General features: G+C 36.6%; 14 protein-coding genes and 2 rRNA genes. 6 read left to right on the top strand and 10 right to left on the bottom strand.

Going from position 1 to position 20,555, the window contains the following annotated elements; genetic code table 11:
• The first annotated feature begins 299 nt into the window (after positions 1 to 299).
• Together HYI43_04625 and rrf are read left to right on the top strand one after the other, a co-directional pair.
• Positions 300 to 3,225 (top strand): 23S ribosomal RNA (locus HYI43_04625).
• A gap of 68 nt (positions 3,226 to 3,293) precedes the next feature.
• Positions 3,294 to 3,408 (top strand): 5S ribosomal RNA (gene rrf / locus HYI43_04630).
• 1,010 nt (positions 3,409 to 4,418) lie between these two features.
• Here rrf and ilvA read toward each other — a convergent pair.
• The 9 genes from ilvA to ilvD all read right to left on the bottom strand — a co-directional run bounded on the left by ilvA (position 4,419) and on the right by ilvD (position 15,135).
• Positions 4,419 to 5,687 carry a threonine ammonia-lyase IlvA gene (gene ilvA, locus HYI43_04635; protein UDI77863.1) on the bottom strand — a complete coding sequence of 423 codons (1,269 nt, stop codon included), beginning with the start codon at positions 5,685 to 5,687 and terminating at the stop codon, positions 4,419 to 4,421.
• 6 nt (positions 5,688 to 5,693) lie between these two features.
• Positions 5,694 to 6,269: a 3-isopropylmalate dehydratase small subunit gene (gene leuD, locus HYI43_04640; GenBank protein UDI77864.1), complete on the bottom strand. Its 576-nt coding sequence runs from the start codon at positions 6,267 to 6,269 to the stop codon at positions 5,694 to 5,696.
• Positions 6,270 to 6,271: 2 nt separating this feature from the next.
• Positions 6,272 to 7,642 carry a 3-isopropylmalate dehydratase large subunit gene (gene leuC / locus HYI43_04645; protein UDI77865.1) on the bottom strand — a complete coding sequence of 457 codons (1,371 nt, stop codon included), beginning with the start codon at positions 7,640 to 7,642 and terminating at the stop codon, positions 6,272 to 6,274.
• Positions 7,643 to 7,657: 15 nt separating this feature from the next.
• Positions 7,658 to 8,701, bottom strand: a complete 1,044-nt coding sequence (gene leuB, locus HYI43_04650) for a 3-isopropylmalate dehydrogenase (GenBank protein ID UDI77866.1) — start codon at positions 8,699 to 8,701, stop codon at positions 7,658 to 7,660.
• A complete protein-coding gene (locus HYI43_04655; protein UDI77867.1) occupies positions 8,698 to 10,233 on the bottom strand; it encodes a 2-isopropylmalate synthase in 1,536 nt (511 codons plus the stop codon). Before HYI43_04655 ends, leuB begins: the two co-directional genes overlap by 4 nt.
• A 20-nt stretch (positions 10,234 to 10,253) precedes the next feature.
• On the bottom strand, positions 10,254 to 11,258 hold the full coding sequence (gene ilvC / locus HYI43_04660; GenBank protein ID UDI77868.1) for a ketol-acid reductoisomerase: 1,005 nt from the start codon (positions 11,256 to 11,258) through the stop codon (positions 10,254 to 10,256).
• Positions 11,259 to 11,399: 141 nt separating this feature from the next.
• On the bottom strand, positions 11,400 to 11,648 hold the full coding sequence (locus HYI43_04665; GenBank protein UDI77869.1) for an ACT domain-containing protein: 249 nt from the start codon (positions 11,646 to 11,648) through the stop codon (positions 11,400 to 11,402).
• Positions 11,645 to 13,429: a biosynthetic-type acetolactate synthase large subunit gene (gene ilvB / locus HYI43_04670; protein ID UDI77870.1), complete on the bottom strand. Its 1,785-nt coding sequence runs from the start codon at positions 13,427 to 13,429 to the stop codon at positions 11,645 to 11,647. Before ilvB ends, HYI43_04665 begins: the two co-directional genes overlap by 4 nt.
• Positions 13,430 to 13,446: 17 nt before the next feature.
• Positions 13,447 to 15,135, bottom strand: a complete 1,689-nt coding sequence (ilvD, locus tag HYI43_04675) for a dihydroxy-acid dehydratase (protein UDI77871.1) — start codon at positions 15,133 to 15,135, stop codon at positions 13,447 to 13,449.
• A 517-nt stretch (positions 15,136 to 15,652) separates the two neighbouring features.
• Between ilvD and tsaE the strand changes: the two genes are divergently transcribed.
• From tsaE to tsaD, 4 genes are read left to right on the top strand one after another with little or no spacing between them, the layout of a single operon-like run.
• Positions 15,653 to 16,114 carry a tRNA (adenosine(37)-N6)-threonylcarbamoyltransferase complex ATPase subunit type 1 TsaE gene (tsaE, locus tag HYI43_04680; GenBank protein UDI77872.1) on the top strand — a complete coding sequence of 154 codons (462 nt, stop codon included), beginning with the start codon at positions 15,653 to 15,655 and terminating at the stop codon, positions 16,112 to 16,114.
• Positions 16,095 to 16,760, top strand: coding sequence for a tRNA (adenosine(37)-N6)-threonylcarbamoyltransferase complex dimerization subunit type 1 TsaB (gene tsaB / locus HYI43_04685; protein UDI77873.1), 666 nt, complete (start codon positions 16,095 to 16,097; stop codon positions 16,758 to 16,760). The genes tsaE and tsaB overlap by 20 nt, the downstream gene beginning before the upstream one ends.
• On the top strand, positions 16,733 to 17,197 hold the full coding sequence (gene rimI / locus HYI43_04690) for a ribosomal protein S18-alanine N-acetyltransferase (protein ID UDI77874.1): 465 nt from the start codon (positions 16,733 to 16,735) through the stop codon (positions 17,195 to 17,197). Before tsaB ends, rimI begins: the two co-directional genes overlap by 28 nt.
• The gene (gene tsaD / locus HYI43_04695) at positions 17,190 to 18,212 is read left to right on the top strand and encodes a tRNA (adenosine(37)-N6)-threonylcarbamoyltransferase complex transferase subunit TsaD (protein ID UDI77875.1); all 1,023 of its coding nucleotides are present in this window, start codon (positions 17,190 to 17,192) and stop codon (positions 18,210 to 18,212) included. The genes rimI and tsaD overlap by 8 nt, the downstream gene beginning before the upstream one ends.
• Before the next feature lie 342 nt (positions 18,213 to 18,554).
• Here tsaD and abc-f read toward each other — a convergent pair whose 3' ends face one another.
• Positions 18,555 to 20,495: an ABC-F type ribosomal protection protein gene (abc-f, locus tag HYI43_04700; protein ID UDI77876.1), complete on the bottom strand. Its 1,941-nt coding sequence runs from the start codon at positions 20,493 to 20,495 to the stop codon at positions 18,555 to 18,557.
• Between the last annotated feature and the right edge of the window lie 60 nt (positions 20,496 to 20,555).

The following is a 20,555-nucleotide window of genomic DNA, read 5'->3' on the forward strand; positions in this document are numbered from 1 at the left end:
TAACGTGACATATTGTATTCAGTTTTGAATGTTTATTTTAAGCATTCAACTTAATAAATGAATATTGCATAAGACATTGTATTTTGATATAATTTCTTATTGTGATTTTGATTTTATTGATTGTACATTGAAAACTAGATAAGTAAGTAAAATAGATTTTACCAAGCAAAACCGAGTGAATTAGAGTTTTAAAAAAGCTTGAATTCATAAAATATAATCGCTAGTGTTCGAAAGAACACTCACAAGATTAATAACAGGTTTCTTAACATTAGAACTACGTTCTAATATGGTGGAAACATAGATTAAGTTATTAAGGGCGCACGGTGGATGCCTTGGCACTAGAAGCCGACGAAGGACGTTACTAACGACGATATGCTTTGGGTAGCTGTAAGTAAGCGTTGATCCAGAGATTTCCGAATGGGGGAACCCAGCACGAGTTATGTCGTGTTATCGACAAGTGAATTCATAGCTTGTCAGAAGGCAGACCCGGAGAACTGAAACATCTTAGTACCCGGAGGAAGAGAAAGAAAAATCGATTCCCTGAGTAGCGGCGAGCGAAACGGGAAGAGCCCAAACCAATAAGCTTGCTTATTGGGGTTGTAGGACACTCTATACGGAGTTACAAAAGAATATGTTAGACGAATCATCTGGAAAGTTGAATCAAAGAAGGTAATAATCCTGTAGTTGAAAATATATTCTCTCTTGAGTGGATCCTGAGTACGACGGAGCACGTGAAATTCCGTCGGAATCTGGGAGGACCATCTCCTAAGGCTAAATACTCTCTAGTGACCGATAGTGAACCAGTACCGTGAGGGAAAGGTGAAAAGTACCCCGGAAGGGGAGTGAAAGAGAACTTGAAACCGTGTGCTTACAAGTAGTCAGAGCCCGTTAATGGGTGATGGCGTGCCTTTTGTAGAATGAACCGGCGAGTTACGATCTGATGCAAGGTTAAACAGTAAATGTGGAGCCGTAGCGAAAGCGAGTCTGAATAGGGCGTTGAGTATTTGGTCGTAGACCCGAAACCAGGTGATCTACCCATGGTCAGGTTGAAGTTCAGGTAACACTGAATGGAGGACCGAACCGACTTACGTTGAAAAGTGAGCGGATGAACTGTGGGTAGCGGAGAAATTCCAATCGAACCTGGAGATAGCTGGTTCTCTCCGAAATAGCTTTAGGGCTAGCCTCAAGTGATGATTATTGGAGGTAGAGCACTGTTTGGACGAGGGGCCCTTCTCGGGTTACCGAATTCAGACAAACTCCGAATGCCAATTAATTTAACTTGGGAGTCAGAACATGGGTGATAAGGTCCGTGTTCGAAAGGGAAACAGCCCAGACCACCAGCTAAGGTCCCAAAATATATGTTAAGTGGAAAAGGATGTGGCGTTGCCCAGACAACTAGGATGTTGGCTTAGAAGCAGCCATCATTTAAAGAGTGCGTAATAGCTCACTAGTCGAGTGACACTGCGCCGAAAATGTACCGGGGCTAAACATATTACCGAAGCTGTGGATTGTCCGTAGGACAATGGTAGGAGAGCGTTCTAAGGGCGTTGAAGCATGATCGCAAGGACATGTGGAGCGCTTAGAAGTGAGAATGCCGGTGTGAGTAGCGAAAGACGGGTGAGAATCCCGTCCACCGATTGACTAAGGTTTCCAGAGGAAGGCTCGTCCGCTCTGGGTTAGTCGGGTCCTAAGCTGAGGCCGACAGGCGTAGGCGATGGATAACAGGTTGATATTCCTGTACCACCTAGCATCGTTTTAATCGATGGGGGGACGCAGTAGGATAGGCGAAGCGTGCTGTTGGAGTGCACGTCTAAGCAGTGAGATTGAGTGTTAGGCAAATCCGGCACTCTTAAGATTGAGCTGTGATAGGGAGAGGAAATTGTTTCCTCGAGTCGTTGATTTCACACTGCCAAGAAAAGCCTCTAGATAGATAATAGGTGCCCGTACCGCAAACCGACACAGGTAGTCAAGACGAGAATTCTAAGGTGAGCGAGCGAACTCTCGTTAAGGAACTCGGCAAAATGACCCCGTAACTTCGGGAGAAGGGGTGCTCTTTAGGGTGCAAGCCCAGAAGAGCCGCAGTGAATAGGCCCAAGCGACTGTTTATCAAAAACACAGGTCTCTGCTAAACCGTAAGGTGATGTATAGGGGCTGACGCCTGCCCGGTGCTGGAAGGTTAAGAGGAGTGGTTAGCTTCTGCGAAGCTACGAATCGAAGCCCCAGTAAACGGCGGCCGTAACTATAACGGTCCTAAGGTAGCGAAATTCCTTGTCGGGTAAGTTCCGACCCGCACGAAAGGCGTAACGATTTGGGCACTGTCTCAACGAGAGACTCGGTGAAATCATAGTACCTGTGAAGATGCAGGTTACCCGCGACAGGACGGAAAGACCCCGTGGAGCTTTACTGTAGCCTGATATTGAAATTCGGCACAGCTTGTACAGGATAGGTAGGAGCCTTTGAAACGTGAGCGCTAGCTTACGTGGAGGCGCTGGTGGGATACTACCCTAGCTGTGTTGGCTTTCTAACCCGCACCACTTATCGTGGTGGGAGACAGTGTCAGGCGGGCAGTTTGACTGGGGCGGTCGCCTCCTAAAAGGTAACGGAGGCGCTCAAAGGTTCCCTCAGAATGGTTGGAAATCATTCATAGAGTGTAAAGGCATAAGGGAGCTTGACTGCGAGACCTACAAGTCGAGCAGGGTCGAAAGACGGACTTAGTGATCCGGTGGTTCCGCATGGAAGGGCCATCGCTCAACGGATAAAAGCTACCCCGGGGATAACAGGCTTATCTCCCCCAAGAGTTCACATCGACGGGGAGGTTTGGCACCTCGATGTCGGCTCATCGCATCCTGGGGCTGTAGTCGGTCCCAAGGGTTGGGCTGTTCGCCCATTAAAGCGGTACGCGAGCTGGGTTCAGAACGTCGTGAGACAGTTCGGTCCCTATCCGTCGTGGGCGTAGGAAATTTGAGAGGAGCTGTCCTTAGTACGAGAGGACCGGGATGGACATACCTCTGGTGTACCAGTTGTCGTGCCAACGGCATAGCTGGGTAGCTATGTATGGACGGGATAAGTGCTGAAAGCATCTAAGCATGAAGCCCCCCTCAAGATGAGATTTCCCAACTTCGGTTATAAGATCCCTCAAAGATGATGAGGTTAATAGGTTCGAGGTGGAAGCGTGGTGACACGTGGAGCTGACGAATACTAATCGATCGAAGACTTAATCAATTTATTTCAACGTTTTGCGAAGCAAAATCGTTTACTTACTATCTAGTTTTGAATGTATAATCATTCTCTTGTCTGGTGACAATGGCAAGGAGGTCACACCTGTTCCCATGCCGAACACAGAAGTTAAGCTCCTTAGCGCCGATGGTAGTTGGACTAACGTTCCGCTAGAGTAGGACGTTGCCAGGCAAACAAATCGTATGGATGCGATGAGCCGATATTGAGACCGTAAGGTCTCTTTTTTTATGTCTGAAAATAAGCGCCGTAGGCGAGAAAAGCAACAAATTCAGCAAAAACAATATAATCTTCGAAGAGAAATTGAAAGTGTCTATTAAGCTTTGCGAAGAGAAAGCGTTTGAAGCTAATGAATTAAGAAAATAACGAAGCGAGTTTAGTGGGGCTAAATGAGCAAGGTATTTTTGAAAATGAAGCAAGATGCGAACGGTTGACTCAAAGCAAAGGAAGGTCCTTAGCGCCGAAGGTAGGAGACTAACGTTCCGCTAGAGTAGGACGTTGCCAGGCAAACAAATCGTATGGATGCGATGAGCCGATATTGAGACCGTAAGGTCTCTTTTTTTATGTCTGAAAATAAGCGCCGTAGGCGAGAAAAGCAACAAATTCAGCAAAAACAATATAATCTTCGAAGAGAAATTGAAAGTGTCTATTAAGCTTTGCGAAGAGAAAGCGTTTGAAGCTAATGAATTAAGAAAATAACGAAGCGAGTTTAGTGGGGCTAAATGAGCAAGGTATTTTTGAAAATGAAGCAAGATGCGAACGGTTGACTCAAAGCAAAGGAAGGTCCTTAGCGCCGATGGGTAGGAGACTAACGTTCCGCTAGAGTAGGACGTTGCCAGGCAAACAAATCGTATGGATGCGATGAGCCGATATTGAGACCGTAAGGTCTCTTTTTTTATGTCTGAAAATAAGCGCCGTAGGCGAGAAAAGCAACAAATTCAGCAAAAACAATATAAACTTCGGAGAATAGTTGAAAATGTCTATTTGGCTTTGCGAAGAGAAAGCGTTTGAAGCTAATGAATTAAGAAAATAACGAAGCGAGTTTAGTGAGACTAAAAAAGAATATAAATATTTTAAGTTTTCTTTCGTTAATAATAAATTACTAAATAGTCGTTTAAATAATTAAAAATTAAACTCTACTTTCATCAAAAAAACGAAAGTAGAGTTTAAAATCATTGAAACGTTTAAATTAAAAGTGAATATAACATTTTATTTTCATTTATATAGATATTAGATGGGTCAAAGTCATGAACATTATTTTTTAATTGAGCTAGATCATTATGATTTTTTAATTGAATACCTATGATAACAGTACCTGTATTTTGAGAAGTTTTCTTTAAGTATTCAAATTTAGTAATATCATCTTGTGGACCGAGTACTTCGTTTACGAATTCTTTTAAGGCTCCTGGTCGTTGTGGAAAATTAAGGATAAAATAGTGTTTCATTTCCTCATATAAAAGAGAACGTTCTTCTATTTCTTTCATACGATTAATATCATTATTGCCACCACTAACGACACATACCACTGTTTTTCCTTTAATTTGATTGCTATAAAAATCTAAAGCAGCAACACTTAACGCGCCAGCAGGCTCAGCGACAATAGCTTGTTTGGAGTACATATCTAAAATGGTTGAACAAACAGCGCCTTCATCAATTTGAATATAATCATCAACATGTTGTTTAGCAATATCAAAAGTAATATCACCTACACGTGCTACTGATGCGCCATCAACAAACTTGTCAATATGGTCTAGAGTGACGACTTTATTTTGAACAATTACAGATTCATACATGCTACTTGCACCAGCAGGTTCAACACCGATAATTTGTGTTTGCGGGCTATATTCATCCATATAAGTGCTGATACCTGAAATGAGACCACCGCCACCAATAGCTGCAAATAGATAATCAAATGAAATATTATCTTCCTTAGATTGCGTTATGATCTCCTTAGCAAGCGTTCCTTGACCAGCAATAGTATCAGTATTATTAAATGGATCAATAAATGCCATGTCTTTTTCTTTAGTAAATAATAATGCTTCTTTTAAGCAATCATCAAATGTATCTCCAGTTAACTTAATTTCTACATTATTACCACCAAAGAATTTTACCTGATTGACTTTTTGTTGAGGCGTTGTTACCGGCATAAAGATTATTGCTTTTAAATCTAGCGCTTTAGCAGTATAAGCTACTCCTTGAGCATGGTTGCCAGCACTTGCACATGTAATACCTTTTTCTTTAGTTACCTCATCTAAAATTGAAATGGCATTATAAGCACCACGTAATTTAAAAGATCGAACCCATTGTAAATCTTCTCTTTTCAAATAAACTTTACAGTCATATTTTTGAGAAAGATAGTGGTCATATTGTAATGGTGTTTTTTTAACAATATCTTTAATCCGTAAATAAGCTTCGTCTATATCTTTAGCGTTTATAGTCGTCTTAACTGTCATAAAATATCAACCCTTATATTGTTTTTCATATTGTTCTATTAAGTCTTCATATTGCAGTGTAATTGCAATATCATCTAATCCATTTACGAGTTTATTTTTCCATGTATCATCAATTTTGAAATTAAATGAATGTTCTTTAGTAATCACTTTTTGATTCGGTAAATCAATTGTAATTTCTTCTTGTGTAGCTAAATATTGTCGTGTTTTTTCATCAAGAACGATGGGTAACATACCATTTTTTGTACAATTCATATAGAAGATATCACTAAATCCGCCAGCAATAATAATATTAAAACCGTAATCTTTTAATGCCCATGCTGCATGTTCACGACTAGACCCACATCCGAAATTATCGCCTGTTATTAATATGGAAGCACCTGCATATTCAGGTTTGTTTGGATTAAATTCTGGGTTATCTGAACCATCTGGTAGATATCGCCATTCATCAAAAGCAAAAGGACCGAAACCACTTTTAGTTATACGTTTCAAATGTGCCTTAGGAATAATTTGATCAGTATCAATATTGTCATTGAATAAAGGGACAATTTTACCGGTGTATGTCGTAATTGGTTTAATATCCATTGTTATACAACCACCTTTCTGACGTCTACAAATTTTCCATTAATAGCAGCTGCAGCAGCCATAGCAGGGGAAACGAGATGTGTTCTTGCACCTTTGCCTTGTCTACCTTCAAAGTTACGATTACTTGTAGAAGCACAATGTACGCCTTCAGGAACTTGATCAGGATTCATACCTAAACACATTGAGCAACCTGGTTCTCTCCATTCAAATCCCGCTTCTTTGAATATCGTATCTAAGCCAATCGCTTCAGCTTCTTTTTTGACAGTTCGTGATCCAGGAACAACAATTGCTGTTATTTTAGGGTGAACGTGATTTCCTTTTACGATTTTACTTGCTTCAATTAAGTCTGATAATCGTGCATTAGTACATGAACCTAAAAAGACATAACCTAAATCAATATCTTCTGCTTTTTGACCGGGTGATAGCCCCATATATTTATATGCACGTTCATCATTAATATTTTTTATTTCAGGAAAAGGTGTATCAAAGCCTACGCCCATTTCGGGATTTGTACCCCAAGTGACTTGAGGCTCTAAATGAGAAACATCTAATTCAATTACTTTATCAAAATAGGCATCATCATCAGAATAAAGTTCATGCCATTCTTCAATTGAACGATTAAAGTTTTGAGCATAAGGTCTACCTTTAACATAGTTAAATGTAATATCATCAGGTTGAATTAATCCATATTTAGCGCCACCTTCAATAGCCATATTGCAAATCGTCATTCTTGCTTCCATGGATAAAGATTTTATGGTTTCACCAGTAAATTCCAAAGCATATCCTGTTCCAAAGTCGACACCATATTTACTAATGAGGTACAAGATAATATCCTTTGCGTATACACCTGTAGGCAATTGACCATTAATATCAATTTTTAAATTTTTGGGTTTAGTTTGCCATAATGTTTGTGTAGCAAATACATGTTCTACCTCACTAGTTCCAATACCAAACGCGATTGCACCGAAGGCACCATGAGTAGCTGTATGAGAATCACCACAGACGATTGTTTTTCCCGGTTGCGTAAGCCCTGTTTCTGGTCCAACCATGTGAACAATGCCTTGTTCATCAGACCCCATATCAAAAATGTGAACATTAAAATCTTTAGCATTTCTTTGAAGTGTAGTAATTTGTTTATTAGCAATTTCATCTTTAATATTAAAAATATCAATGGTTGGAACGTTATGGTCTAATGTGGCGAATGTTAAATCAGGGCGTCTCAATTTACGATTTTGAAGTCTAAGACCTTCAAATGCTTGAGGTGAAGTAACTTCGTGAATCAAGTGTAAAACTATATATAATAATTGGGGTTCACCTTCTTTACCTGCTAAAACATGCTTATTCCAAACTTTGTCAAACAATGTTTGTCCCATATACTAACGCCTCCCTTATTGATATTTTGCTTTCAATAAATTGAATATATCAGTTGTTTTATACTTACCACCTAAATCAATTGTGGTTTTACCTTCTTTAATTAATTGATAGACATCATGTTCAAGTTCAGTAGCTGCTTTGTCTTGATGTAAACTTTCGCGTAAACACATTACGACAGATAGAACCATACCAAATGGATTAGCAACATTTTGATTAGCTATGTCAGGAGCCGAACCGTGAATTGGTTCGTATAATCTAGGGCCACTTAAACTAAAACTTGCTGAAGGAGAAAGACCTAGTGATCCTGGAATGACTGATGCTTCATCACTTAAAATATCTCCAAATAAATTTTCAGTTACAATGACATCAAAATCGGATGGACGCGTTATCAAATGCATGCTACAAGCGTCTACGAGTAAATGTTCAACTTCTACGTCTGGATAGTCTTTACTTACTTCATTAATCGTTTGTCTCCATAGTTTACTTGAGGCAAGTACATTTTCTTTATCAACTGAAGTTAATTTATTCTTTCTTTCAGAAGCTAATTTAAAAGCGACTTGGGCTATACGTTTAATTTCATCTTTTGTGTAAGTTAATGAATCCAATGCTGCGTTTTCATTGATATTTCTAGGTTCACCAAAATAGATACCACTCGTTAATTCTCTAACAATGATTAAATCGGTACCTGCTACACGTTCTTCTTTTAAAGGAGAGAAATGACTAGTACCTTCAGTCACTTTAGTAGGGCGTATATTAGCAAATAATCCTAAATGTTTACGTAGTGCTAATAAACCTTGTTCAGGACGATTATTGGGATCAGTCCATTTAGGGCCTCCAACTGCACCTAATAAGATAGCATCGGATTGCTTACAAGCATTTAATGTTTCTTCTGGAAGCGGACAACCTCTTGAATCAATTGCAGCACCGCCAAAATCAAATGTAGATAAAGTATAAGTGAAGTTAAATTTTTTACTAATAAGCTCCAATAGTTCAAGACTGCCACTAAGTATTTCAGGTCCGATGCCATCACCTGGTAATGCTACAATGTTGTATGTCATGCTTTCATACCTTCTTTCATATGCGAATTACTCACGTATTTAGCATGCGCTTCAACATAAGCTTTGCATGAAGCTTGTAGTATATCGTGATCAATACCAATACCATTTACGGTTTGTCCTTCAATTATCAGTTCTACATGTACTTCAGCTTGAGCATCAATACCTTCAGTTACAGAATCAATACGATAATCGATAAGGTCGCTTTCTTTTTTGAAAATGCGATCAACAGCATTATAGATTGCTACAATAGAACCAGTGCCAATACTTGAATCTTGATAATAATGTCCTTCATTATCTTTAATAACAACAACAGCACTCTGTAAACCATTAGACACATATTGAAGTTGTAATTTATCGACTTGATAAATTGCATTTTGCTCATGTTCTGAACCTTGAATAAGTGCATGTATATCGCGATCAGTTACTGACTTTTTCTTATCTGCAATAGCTTTAAATTGCTTGAATAATTCAACTTGTTCTTCTGATTTTATGTCATAACCTAATACTTTTAATTTCTCTGCAAAGGCATGTTTGCCAGAAAGTTTTCCTAAAGGTAATTCATTTTTACCGATACCTACTAGTTGAGGTGTCATAATTTCATAGGTTTCAGGATTTTTAAGAACACCATCTTGATGTATACCTGACTCATGACTAAAGGCATTTTGTCCTACAATTGCTTTGTTTCTAGGGACTCTGATACCGGCAAAACGCGCAATAATATCAGAAGTATTTTTGGTTTCTGTAAGATTTAAGCGTGTCTCAATACCATAATGATCACGTCTTACATATAACGCTAATGCAATTTCTTCTAAAGCTGTGTTACCAGCACGTTCGCCAATGCCATTAACTGTTCCTTCAATTCGTTTAGCACCATTTTCAATAGCTGCAAGACTGTTTGCAACGGCCATACCTAAATCATCATGACAATGTGCACTATAAATGATTTCATCATCGGATTTGACATTCTCTAATAAGGATTTGAAAATTTGGCCATATTCATTCGGATAGCTATAGCCGACAGTATCAGGAATGTTAATAATCCTTGCCCCTGCGTCAACAGCAGTTTGAACACATTGAACTAAGTAATCTATATCTGTTCTTGATGCATCTTCAGGGGAAAATTGAACAACCTCAAAAAACTGTTTTGCATAACTCACATGTTCTTTTATAGCTTCTAAAACTTGAGCTTGGGTCATTTTTAACTTATGTTTCAAATGAATAGGGGATGTTGCTATGAAAACATGTATAATTGGTTTAGCGGCTTCTTTAGTAGCTTCATAGACTGCATCTATATCTGATTTTTTACATCGAGCTAAACCACATACAGCTGTGTTAGATAGAGCTTTAGAAATAGCTTCTACGGACTTAAAGCTACCAATACTTGAGGCAGGGAAGCCAGCTTCAAGTACATCGACTCCCCATTTTTCAAGTTGTTTAGCTATTTTCAAACGTTCATCAAATGAAAAATTAACACCAGGTGTTTGTTCGCCATCTCTTAACGTTGTATCAAATATTTGAATATGGCTCTGCATTGTTAACAACTCCTTATGACTTATTTTTGAATACTTTTAGATTTAATAAATGGCATCATTTTTCTTAATTCACGGCCAACTGCTTCAATTTCATGTCCGTGTTGTTGTTCACGTAATTTATAAAATTCTTTGAAACCATTCTCATTATCTTTAACGAAACTATTCGCAAAGTTGCCATTTTGGATATCTTCTAAAACTGCTTTCATATTGTCCTTAACATCAGGAGTGATTACTCTTGGTCCTGATACATAATCGCCGTATTCTGCAGTGTTTGAAATTGAATATCGAACGTTTTCCATACCGCCTTCATACATAAGGTCAACGATTAATTTCATTTCATGTAACACTTCAAAGTAAGCAAGTTCTTTTTGATAACCAGCTTCAACTAATGTCTCAAAACCACTTTGAATTAATTTATGGATACCACCACAAAGCACTGCTTGTTCACCAAATAAATCTGTTTCAGTTTCTTCTTTGAATGTTGTTTCAATAACACCTGCACGAGTTGCGCCAATACCTTTTGCATAGCTAAGTGCAATATCGCGCGCATTTCCAGTAGCGTCTTGTTGAACACCAAATAATGCTGGAACAGCTGTACCTTCCACAAAAGTACGTCTAACTAAGTGACCTGGACCTTTAGGTGCAACAAGGAAGACATCAACATTAGCAGGGGGTTGGATGACTCCAAAGTGAATATTAAAACCATGTGCAAAAGCTAGTGCATTACCAGCTTCTAAATTAGGTTCAATCTCATTTTTATAAACGTTACCTTGAATTTCATCAGGTAATAACACCATTACAACATCAGCTTGTTTTACTGCTTCTGCAACAGGATAAACATCAAAGCCATCTTCTTTAGCTTTATCAAATGAACTACCTGGACGAATACCAACAATCACGTCATATCCGTTATCTTTTAAGTTTTGAGCGTGAGCATGTCCTTGAGATCCATAACCCACGATTGCGATTTTTTTACCTTGTAATGCGTCTTTTTCAACAGATTGATCATAATAAACTTTTGTCATAATACTTTCCTCCAATTTGTTTAACTATTAAATATTTTGAATATTCCGATAATTATAGATATATATGTAATCTATAAAAGATGATGATAGTCCTTCCATATTTAATATTTTTTAAAACTAGCGCATCAATTCAAATGAATTTTATTGTTCTGACTTAGTTACTTCATTGATTTCAATAACACTAATTTGTTTTCTTAATTTAGCAATCAATATTTTTAAAATGTCGTCACTTTCAATATTTGCTGTAATTACCATATCTGAAATACCATTTTCAGTTGAAGGTTTTACTGTTAATTCATTAATATTGTATTGCAATCGGACAAATGCACTTGTTATACGATTTAAGGTACTTACTTGATCAGTTACTTTTAAATGTATGGTGCGTTTCATTCTAATCCCTCCATTTCATGGTTAGCTTTACCACTTGGAATCATAGGATTTACTGGTTCAGTAGGTGAGATTCTTACTTCAATTAAAGCAGGTCCTTCATATGCAAATGCCTCATCTAAGGTTTGTGTTAATTTACTTGGTGAATCAATTAAGAAACCACGAACTCCATATGCTTCAGCCATTTTCATGAAATTAGGTTGATCATTAAATACTGAATGTGAGAATCGATGATTAAAGAACTTATCTTGCCATTGTTTAACCATACCTAACGTTCCATTATTAATTAAAACAATCTTTACATTTAAATTATATTCAGGTAGAAGTGCCATTTCTTGGTTAGTCATTTGGAAACCACCGTCACCTACGAAACAAATGACTGTTTTATCGGGTGCTGCGAGTTGCGCACCAATTGCTGATGGAATACCAAAGCCCATTGTACCTAAACCACCACTTGTAACCCATTGACCATGATCTTTGAATGGATAGAATTGAGCAGCCCACATCTGATGTTGACCAACATCAGTCGTTACAATAGCATCACCATGTGTAATCTTGCCAATATACGCAATGGTTTCCTGAGGTCTACAGAACACGCCGTCTGATTCATTATATTTGAAAGGATGTTTTGCTTTATTTTCTAAACAATGATTGACCCATTTTTCAAATGACACATCACTTGAAAATGCCTGCGACAACGCTTCGAGAACTTTTTTACAATCAGCAACTATGCCTAAATCTGTTGAAATAACTTTATTAATTTCAGATTCATCAATATCGACGTGTACAATCGTAGCATTAGGTGCAAATTCATTTGGATTACTTGCAAGTCTGTCATCAAAGCGACTACCTAAATTAATGAGTAAATCGCATTCCATGATAGCCATATTACTTGCATATGAGCCATGCATACCACCCATACCTAAGAAAAGGGGATTTTCATATGGAATCGCACCTAAACCTAGTAAGGTAGTTACAACTGGAATTTGATGTTTAGTTACAAATTCAGTCAATAATGCATTTGACTTAGAATGATTGATACCAGCACCAGCAAGAATGAGTGGCTTTTTGGCATCTTTTAAATAATTTGATAAGCGTTCAATTGTGCTATGATCAGGTTCTTCTGACACTTGATAAGCAGGTAAATGAACTTCATTTTCTAGGGGTGCAGATGTAGATAGGATTCCCATATCTTTAGGAAAATCAATCACAACTGGTCCTTTACGTCCTGTATTAGCGATATAAAATGCTTCATGAATGACTCTAGGAATGTCGTCCACATGCTTAATTTGATAATTAGCTTTAGTGATTGGTGTAGTCATCGATAGCAAATCCGCTTCTTGAAACGCATCTTTACCTATACCAGGGGTAGCAACTTGACCGGTAAAGACGACTAAAGGTAATGAATCACTATATGCATCTGTGATACCAGTAATGGCATTTGTAGCGCCCGGACCACTAGTAACCACGACTACACCTGTTTTACCGGAAACACGTGCATAACCTTCAGCAGCATGTGTAGCGCCTTGTTCATGTCTAGCTAAAATATGCTTAATTTTACCGTCGTAAAATGTATCGTAAAGTGGTAATACGGCACCACCTGGATAACCGAATATAAAATCAACATCTTCATGTAATAAAGCTTTAACTAACAGTTCTGATCCAGTTCTCAAAACACTAACCTCATCATGATTAGTATATTGTGAAGTTTCTACTTTAATATCTTGAATGTTAACTGTATTTCGATGGGGATTTTGCACATTACTTTCCTTAGTATTTGACATTGAAATCACTCCTCTTGTTAGATAAGATTCTCTGGAACTTGCATAATACCACCAGTATTTGCGCTTGTAACTAACGCGGTATATCTTGCTAAGTAACCTGATTTAACTTTGGCTTTGAAAGGTTGTAAATCTTGTTTACGTCTAGCTAATTCTTCTTGGGTTTGATGAACATCTAATGTACGCTTGTTTAAATCGATCGTAATTTCATCTCCATCTCTGATTAATCCAATAGGACCACCAGATGCTGCTTCAGGCGAGATATGTCCGACGGCAATACCTCTTGTAGCACCTGAAAATCGACCATCAGTAATTAATGCTACATCTTTACCTAAACCACGCCCCACAATTGATGAAGTAGGGGCTAACATTTCTGGCATACCTGGTCCTCCCTTAGGTCCTTCGTATCTAATGACTACAACATGACCCTCACGTACAGTTTTATTATCAATTGCTGCAACTGCATCATCATGTGAATCAAAACAAATTGCTTTACCAGTAAATGTTTTAATCGAAGGATCAACGCCACCAACTTTAATAACTGCGCCATTAGGAGCTAAATTACCAAATAAAATTGATAATCCTCCTTCTTTATCGTATGGAGAATCTAAAGGGTGAATAACTGCGGTATTTTGAATTTCTTTTCCTTCATTATTTTCTCGTAATGTTTTACCGGTAACTGTTAGTCTATCTGGATGTAATGTACCTTCTTTTTTCATTAGCTCATTGATAATTGCAGGACAACCACCTGCTTCATGAACATCATGCATCGAATAAGAAGAACTAGGTGCAATTTTCGATAAATAGGGTGTTTTTTTAGCGATTTCATTAATTCGTTCTAAGTCATAATCGATTCCGGCTTCATTAGCAATAGCTAAAGTATGTAATACTGTATTAGTTGAACCACCCATAGCCATATCAAGAGCGAAAGCATCATCTATTGCTTCACGCGTAACAATGTCTCTAGGCTTAATATCTTTTTTGATATTTTCTACTAATTTAAATGCAGCTTCACGAATCATTTCTCGACGTTGTTCACTAACCGCTAAAGCTGTGCCATTATACGGAAGGGCAAGACCTAAAACTTCCATTAAGCAGTTCATTGAATTTGCAGTAAACATACCTGCACAAGAACCGCAAGTTGGACATGCATTTTGCTCCATATCTAAAAATTCTTCTTTTGAAATAGAACCTTCTTTGAAAGCACCAACTGCTTCGAACATGGAAGATAATGTTAAGGCTTTGCCTTGAGCAGATAAGCCAGCTTTCATAGGTCCACCTGAACAAAATATAGCAGGTACATTTGTTCTTACAGCTGCTAAAAGCATTCCAGGCGTAATTTTGTCACAGTTTGGGATATAAAATACACCATCAAACCAGTGTGCGTTAATGACAGTTTCAGCTGCATCTGCAATAATTTCACGAGACGGAAGTGAATAACGCATTCCAATATGTCCCATTGCAATACCATCATCGACACCAATTGTATTAAATTCAAAAGGAATAGCACCGGCTTCACGAATAGCTTCTTTTGCGATATCAGCTAATTCTCTTAAGTGCACGTGTCCAGGAACAATATCGATATATGAATTACAAATAGCCACAAATGGCTTGTTCATATCTGTAGGATTTTTAAGTGCGCCCGTGGCGTGTAAAAGACTTCTTGCAGGTGCTTGATGGTCACCTTTTTTTATCATGTCACTTCTCATTACAAATTCCCCCGTAAATTCATTAAGTTAGACAAACAAAAAGACGTCCCAATTTGTGATTGGGACGTCTATAAGTCCCATTCAAGTAGAAATAGGACTTAAACGTTTAGTATGATTTAATACTAAAGTTCCAGCCCTTGTGAGTATAATAAAATAATTAAATTGTGAGTTGCCGTTGTTGTTTCATATGCGAATTTAGTCATTTGATTATACTCCTTTCTTGAATGGTAGTTATTTAAATAATTAGAATAGTTTAAAAATTCGATAAACTTAATTTACTATAACCCTTTTGCTAAGTCAACACTATTTTTAGAATTTTCTAATAATTTTCGAATAACATAAATAGAATCAAAGAAGGGAAATCATACTTGAAATTTGATATAATTATTAAGTTGAAAATTAAATTTAACCAAGTTTATTTATAGGAAATTACTGATAAAATTAAAATGTATTTATTCGAGGAACATTGCGGTTATACATGTAACGACGATATTATTTTTAGGAGCGTACAGGACTAATGATAAGTATAAAAAATTTAAATGACTTAAATCGATTTGCTGACATATTAGTTCGTCATTTACAGTCGGGAGATTTAATTTTATTAAATGGTGATTTAGGAGCAGGTAAAACAACGCTAACTCAATTTATTGGAAAGTATCTCGGAGTTAAACGTAATATTAACTCTCCGACATTTAATATTATTAAGTCATACAAGGGAACTCATATAAGATTGCATCACATGGATTGTTATCGTTTAGAAGATGCTGAAGAAGACCTTGGATTCGACGAATATTTTGAAGATGAAGCTGTAACTGTTATTGAATGGAGTCAATTTATTCAAGATTTATTACCGACAGAACAATTAATTATTAATATACAAACTGTTGATGAAGATGAGAGATTAATTGAATTGCATGCTAAAGGGACACATTATGAAATAGTTAAGGAGGAAGTTATACGTGAATTTATTACTGATTGATACATCGAACCAACCCATGTCAATTGCATTAATGAATGACGATGTAGTATTAACTGAAGAAACGACAGAAAATAAAAAAGATCATTCAAGTCAACTAATGCCTGCAATTAAGAGATTATTCGAGCAAACTGCTATTGATAAACGTGATTTAAATAGTATCGTTGTAGCTAAAGGACCGGGATCATATACGGGTGTAAGAATAGGTGTCACAACTGCTAAAACCTTAGCTTATGCATTAAAAACAGATTTGTATGGCGTATCATCTTTAGAAGCTTTAGCGGCTACAATTGATAAAACAGATGAAAGATTGTTAGTACCTATTTTTGATGCTCGAAGAGAAGCGGTATATACAGGTGTTTATCAATATAATAATGGTGAATTGACAACAGTTTTAAAAGATCAATATTTACCAATTAATGAATTACAAGCTAAATTAACTCAATTAAATCAATCTTATATCTTCATTGGTCAAGATGCTGAAAAATTATCGGATAAATTAGGTGGGGAAGTTATAGGAAATCTACCTAAAGCATCCGTAATGAAAAAGCTTATGACACAAAGCGAAGATATTCATACGTTTATCCCAAATTATATTAAATTATCAGAGGCGGAACGCAATTGGTTAAACCAACAGCAGCACAATTAACTATAAGAGCAATGCAAGTTGATGATGTCCCAAGTGTATTTGATATTGAACGTGAGAGTTTTAATGATAGTTCATGGACAATTGATGCTTTTTATCATGAATTGAATGAGAATAATTTTGCAAAGTATTTTGTTATTATTTTCGAAAATGAAATTGTCGGATATTTAGGCACATGGATTGTGATAGACCAAGCACAAATTACCACTGTAGCAATTCGAAAAGAATACAGAGGCTACCGATTAGGTCAGTTATTACTTAAATATGTGATGGATTTTGCACGTCATACATGTGAAGTGATGAGTTTAGAGGTAAGAATTGATAACTATATTGCACAGCATGTTTATACGAATTTAGGATTTCAATTTGGTGGAAAACGAAAAAATTATTATGGAGAGGGCGAGGATGCACTAGTCATGTGGGTGAATTTAAATGAATAACAAAACGCTAATCTTAGCAGTAGAAACAAGTTGTGATGAAACGAGTGTTAGTGTAATAGAAAATGGCAATACTATTTTATCTAACACCGTTTTAAGTCAAATAGAGAGTCATAAACGTTTTGGTGGCGTGGTACCAGAAGTCGCGAGTAGACATCATGTTGAAGGTATGACAGTGACGATAGAAGAATCACTAGAAACTGCGAATGTGACTATGGAAGATATTGATGCAGTTGCCGTGACTCAAGGTCCAGGTCTTATCGGGGCGCTATTAATAGGCATAAATGCAGCCAAAGCTTTAGCATTTGCCTATGACAAACCTTTAATACCTGTACATCATATCGCAGGACATATATATGCGAATCATTTAGAAGAACCATTAACATTTCCTCTTATGGCACTTATCGTGTCAGGAGGTCACACTGAACTGGTATATATGAAATCACATTTGAATTTTGAAGTTATAGGTGAAACAAGAGATGATGCTGTAGGCGAGGCTTATGACAAAGTTGCTAGAACAATCGATTTACCTTATCCGGGTGGTCCTGAAATCGATAAACTTGCTGCGCAAGGCCAAGACACGTATCATTTTCCAAGAGTGTGGTTAGAGAAAGACAGTTATGATTTTAGTTTTAGTGGTTTAAAAAGTGCTGTAATTAATAAATTGCATAATCAAAAGCAAAAAAATGAAAAAATTAATAAAGCCAATGTGGCTGCAAGTTTTCAAAATAGTGTTGTAGATGTATTAAGCACTAAAGCAATGAATGCATGTAAAGAATATGATGTGAAACGTTTAATCATAGCTGGTGGTGTTGCAAGCAACAAAGGCTTACGTAGTAGACTTAAAACATTATGTGAAGAAAATCATATTCAATTATCTATTCCTAGTCCGCAATTATGTACCGATAATGCTGCAATGATTGGCGCGGCAGGCTACTATTATTATAAAGCTGGTGTAGCTGCTGGTTTAGATTTAAATGGTCAAAATAATATGGATATTGAAGAAGAGACAATTTAATTAAAGTGACCATGTGGCGTTAAGTTAACGAATTAGAGATAAGTTAGCTTAACGTTTTTTTATGGAAAAAATGAAAATGAAAGCTAGTCAATAGGGAACGTGTGTACTTATCAACATTCTGTGTATAAATTGTTGATAAGTGGTTTTTAATATTGTGGATATAGAATAAAATTTGTGTAAAAAAATTGTAAAGTTGTAGTTATGAATCTGTGGATAAGTCGAATAACTTTGTGGATAGTTGATAATACAGTATTTTAAATGTTTATAACTTTGTGCGTTAAAAATTGTAAAATAACCAGAAAAAGTTTTGAGACTTTTTCTGGTTATAAATAAAAGGGGAGTTTAAGATAACTTTTCTTGTAATTCTTCCCATTCGATCATTGTTTGTTCTAATTTTTGTTCGGTTTCTTCTTTTTGTTGAGCAAGCGTAGCCGCTTTTTCAGGATTATTAAATACTTCAGGTAGGGTTAACAGTTCATCTATTTCAGAAATTGAGGTTTCTAATTCTTCTATCTTTACTTCACAATCTTCAATTTGACGTTCTAATTTGCGTTGCTCTCTGCGTTGTTGTTTTTGTGTATGATAAGTATTTGTGGACTGATTGTTATCTGTTAGGGGTGATTCAATCTTTATTGGATTTCGATCATTTTCAAAAGCTTCAAGTGCTGCTTTTTCTTCTGTCTTCTCAATATAGTATTGATAGTCGCCTAAATAGATTTCTCCACCATGTGTGTTTAAATCAAATACTTTATTAGCTAATTGATTAATAAAATAACGATCATGAGAAACGAATAATATTGTACCTTCAAAGTGTTGTAAGGCTTGTTCAAGCATCTCCTTAGAATCGATATCTAAATGGTTGGTCGGTTCATCTAAAATTAAGACATTATCTCGTTGCAACATGAGGAGTGCTAATTGTAATCGTGCTTTTTCCCCTCCAGATAAATCATTAATAATCTTTTTAACGTCGTCTTGAACAAATAAGAAACGTCCAAGCACTGCACGTATATCTTTTTCGTTCATTGTAGGGTATTGATCCCAAACATAATCTAGGATTGTCTTATTGGATTTGAATTCTGCCTGTTTTTGGTCATAATATCCGATTTGTAAATTAGCACCAAATGTAATTTCGCCGCCAAGTTTATTTTGACGATTTGCGATTGTTTTAATGAGTGTCGTTTTTCCTACACCATTTGGACCGATAATAGCAATATGATCGCCCTTATTAACTTCAATATTAATTGGTTGTGTAATAGGAGTTTCATAACCAATTTCTAGATTGCGAATATGCATCACGTCATTACCAGTATTACGTTCAAAACCAAATTGAATATTTGCACTTCTAGCATCTAGCATTGGTTTATCAATGCGTTCCATTTTTTCTAATGTCTTGCGACGACTTTTAGCCATACCACTTGTTGATGCACGAGTAATATTTTTCTCAACGAAGGTTTCTAAACGTTTGATTTCCGCTTGTTGTCTCTCGTACTCTTGCATACGACTTTCATAGTATTTATCACGTTGGATTATAAATTGCTCATAGTTACCTACATAACGTTTAACATCTCCAAGAGCCACATCATATATTTGTGTGACAATTTTATCAAGGAAATAACGATCATGACTGATTATAACTATGGCGCCTTTGAAGTATTTTAAATAATCTTCTAACCATTTGGTTGTTTCTAAGTCTAAATGGTTGGTCGGTTCGTCTAATAATAGTAGGTCAGGTTCACTTAACAACATTTGAGCAAGTGATAAACGCGTTTTTTGACCACCACTAAAGTCATTAATTGATTTATCAAATTCTTCTTCTTTAAAATTCAGGCCATGTAGGACAGTCTTAATTTTACTTTCATATTGATAACCTTCAAGTTGTTCAAATTGATTGGATAAAGATTCATAACGTTCCATATGATGTTTATAATCATCAGTATCATAATCATTTGCGTGCAATGCTAACCAATCAGTTTCTTCTTTAATTAAGTTTTCCATACGCTTAAGATGTTCGAAGGGTTTAGACATTTCTTCAAAGACGGATGCCGATGAATCGAGCGTCATTTGTTGTGTAAGATAGCCCATACGTAAATTTTTAATTTTTGAAATATGACCACTATCATAATCTTCAACGCCTGCTATAATCTTCATTAAAGTAGATTTGCCAGCGCCATTTCTACCAACTACACCAATACGTTCACCAGTTTTAACTTCGAAATCAACATTTGTAAAAATATCATCACCATCGAATGATTTCGAAATATCATTTAATTGCAAGAGTATCATTCAGGTTTCACCTTTCTATTTGTATGATTCTTTACTCAAATAAGTATTATATATTACTCT

The organism is Staphylococcus taiwanensis (genome assembly GCA_020544305.1).
In the GTDB taxonomy this organism is placed as follows: domain Bacteria; phylum Bacillota; class Bacilli; order Staphylococcales; family Staphylococcaceae; genus Staphylococcus; species Staphylococcus taiwanensis.

Excerpts from the sequence above, each read along its gene's own strand:
- ilvA (UDI77863.1), bottom strand. The coding sequence starts at position 5,687 with ATGACAGTTAAGACGACTATAAACGCTAAAGATATAGACGAAGCTTAT.
- leuD (UDI77864.1), bottom strand. The coding sequence starts at position 6,269 with ATGGATATTAAACCAATTACGACATACACCGGTAAAATTGTCCCTTTA.
- leuC (UDI77865.1), bottom strand. The coding sequence starts at position 7,642 with ATGGGACAAACATTGTTTGACAAAGTTTGGAATAAGCATGTTTTAGCA.
- leuB (UDI77866.1), bottom strand. The coding sequence starts at position 8,701 with ATGACATACAACATTGTAGCATTACCAGGTGATGGCATCGGACCTGAA.
- HYI43_04655 (UDI77867.1), bottom strand. The coding sequence starts at position 10,233 with ATGCAGAGCCATATTCAAATATTTGATACAACGTTAAGAGATGGCGAA.
- ilvC (UDI77868.1), bottom strand. The coding sequence starts at position 11,258 with ATGACAAAAGTTTATTATGATCAATCTGTTGAAAAAGACGCATTACAA.
- HYI43_04665 (UDI77869.1), bottom strand. The coding sequence starts at position 11,648 with ATGAAACGCACCATACATTTAAAAGTAACTGATCAAGTAAGTACCTTA.
- ilvB (UDI77870.1), bottom strand. The coding sequence starts at position 13,429 with ATGTCAAATACTAAGGAAAGTAATGTGCAAAATCCCCATCGAAATACA.
- ilvD (UDI77871.1), bottom strand. The coding sequence starts at position 15,135 with ATGAGAAGTGACATGATAAAAAAAGGTGACCATCAAGCACCTGCAAGA.
- tsaE (UDI77872.1), top strand. The coding sequence starts at position 15,653 with ATGATAAGTATAAAAAATTTAAATGACTTAAATCGATTTGCTGACATA.
- tsaD (UDI77875.1), top strand. The coding sequence starts at position 17,190 with ATGAATAACAAAACGCTAATCTTAGCAGTAGAAACAAGTTGTGATGAA.
- abc-f (UDI77876.1), bottom strand. The coding sequence starts at position 20,495 with ATGATACTCTTGCAATTAAATGATATTTCGAAATCATTCGATGGTGAT.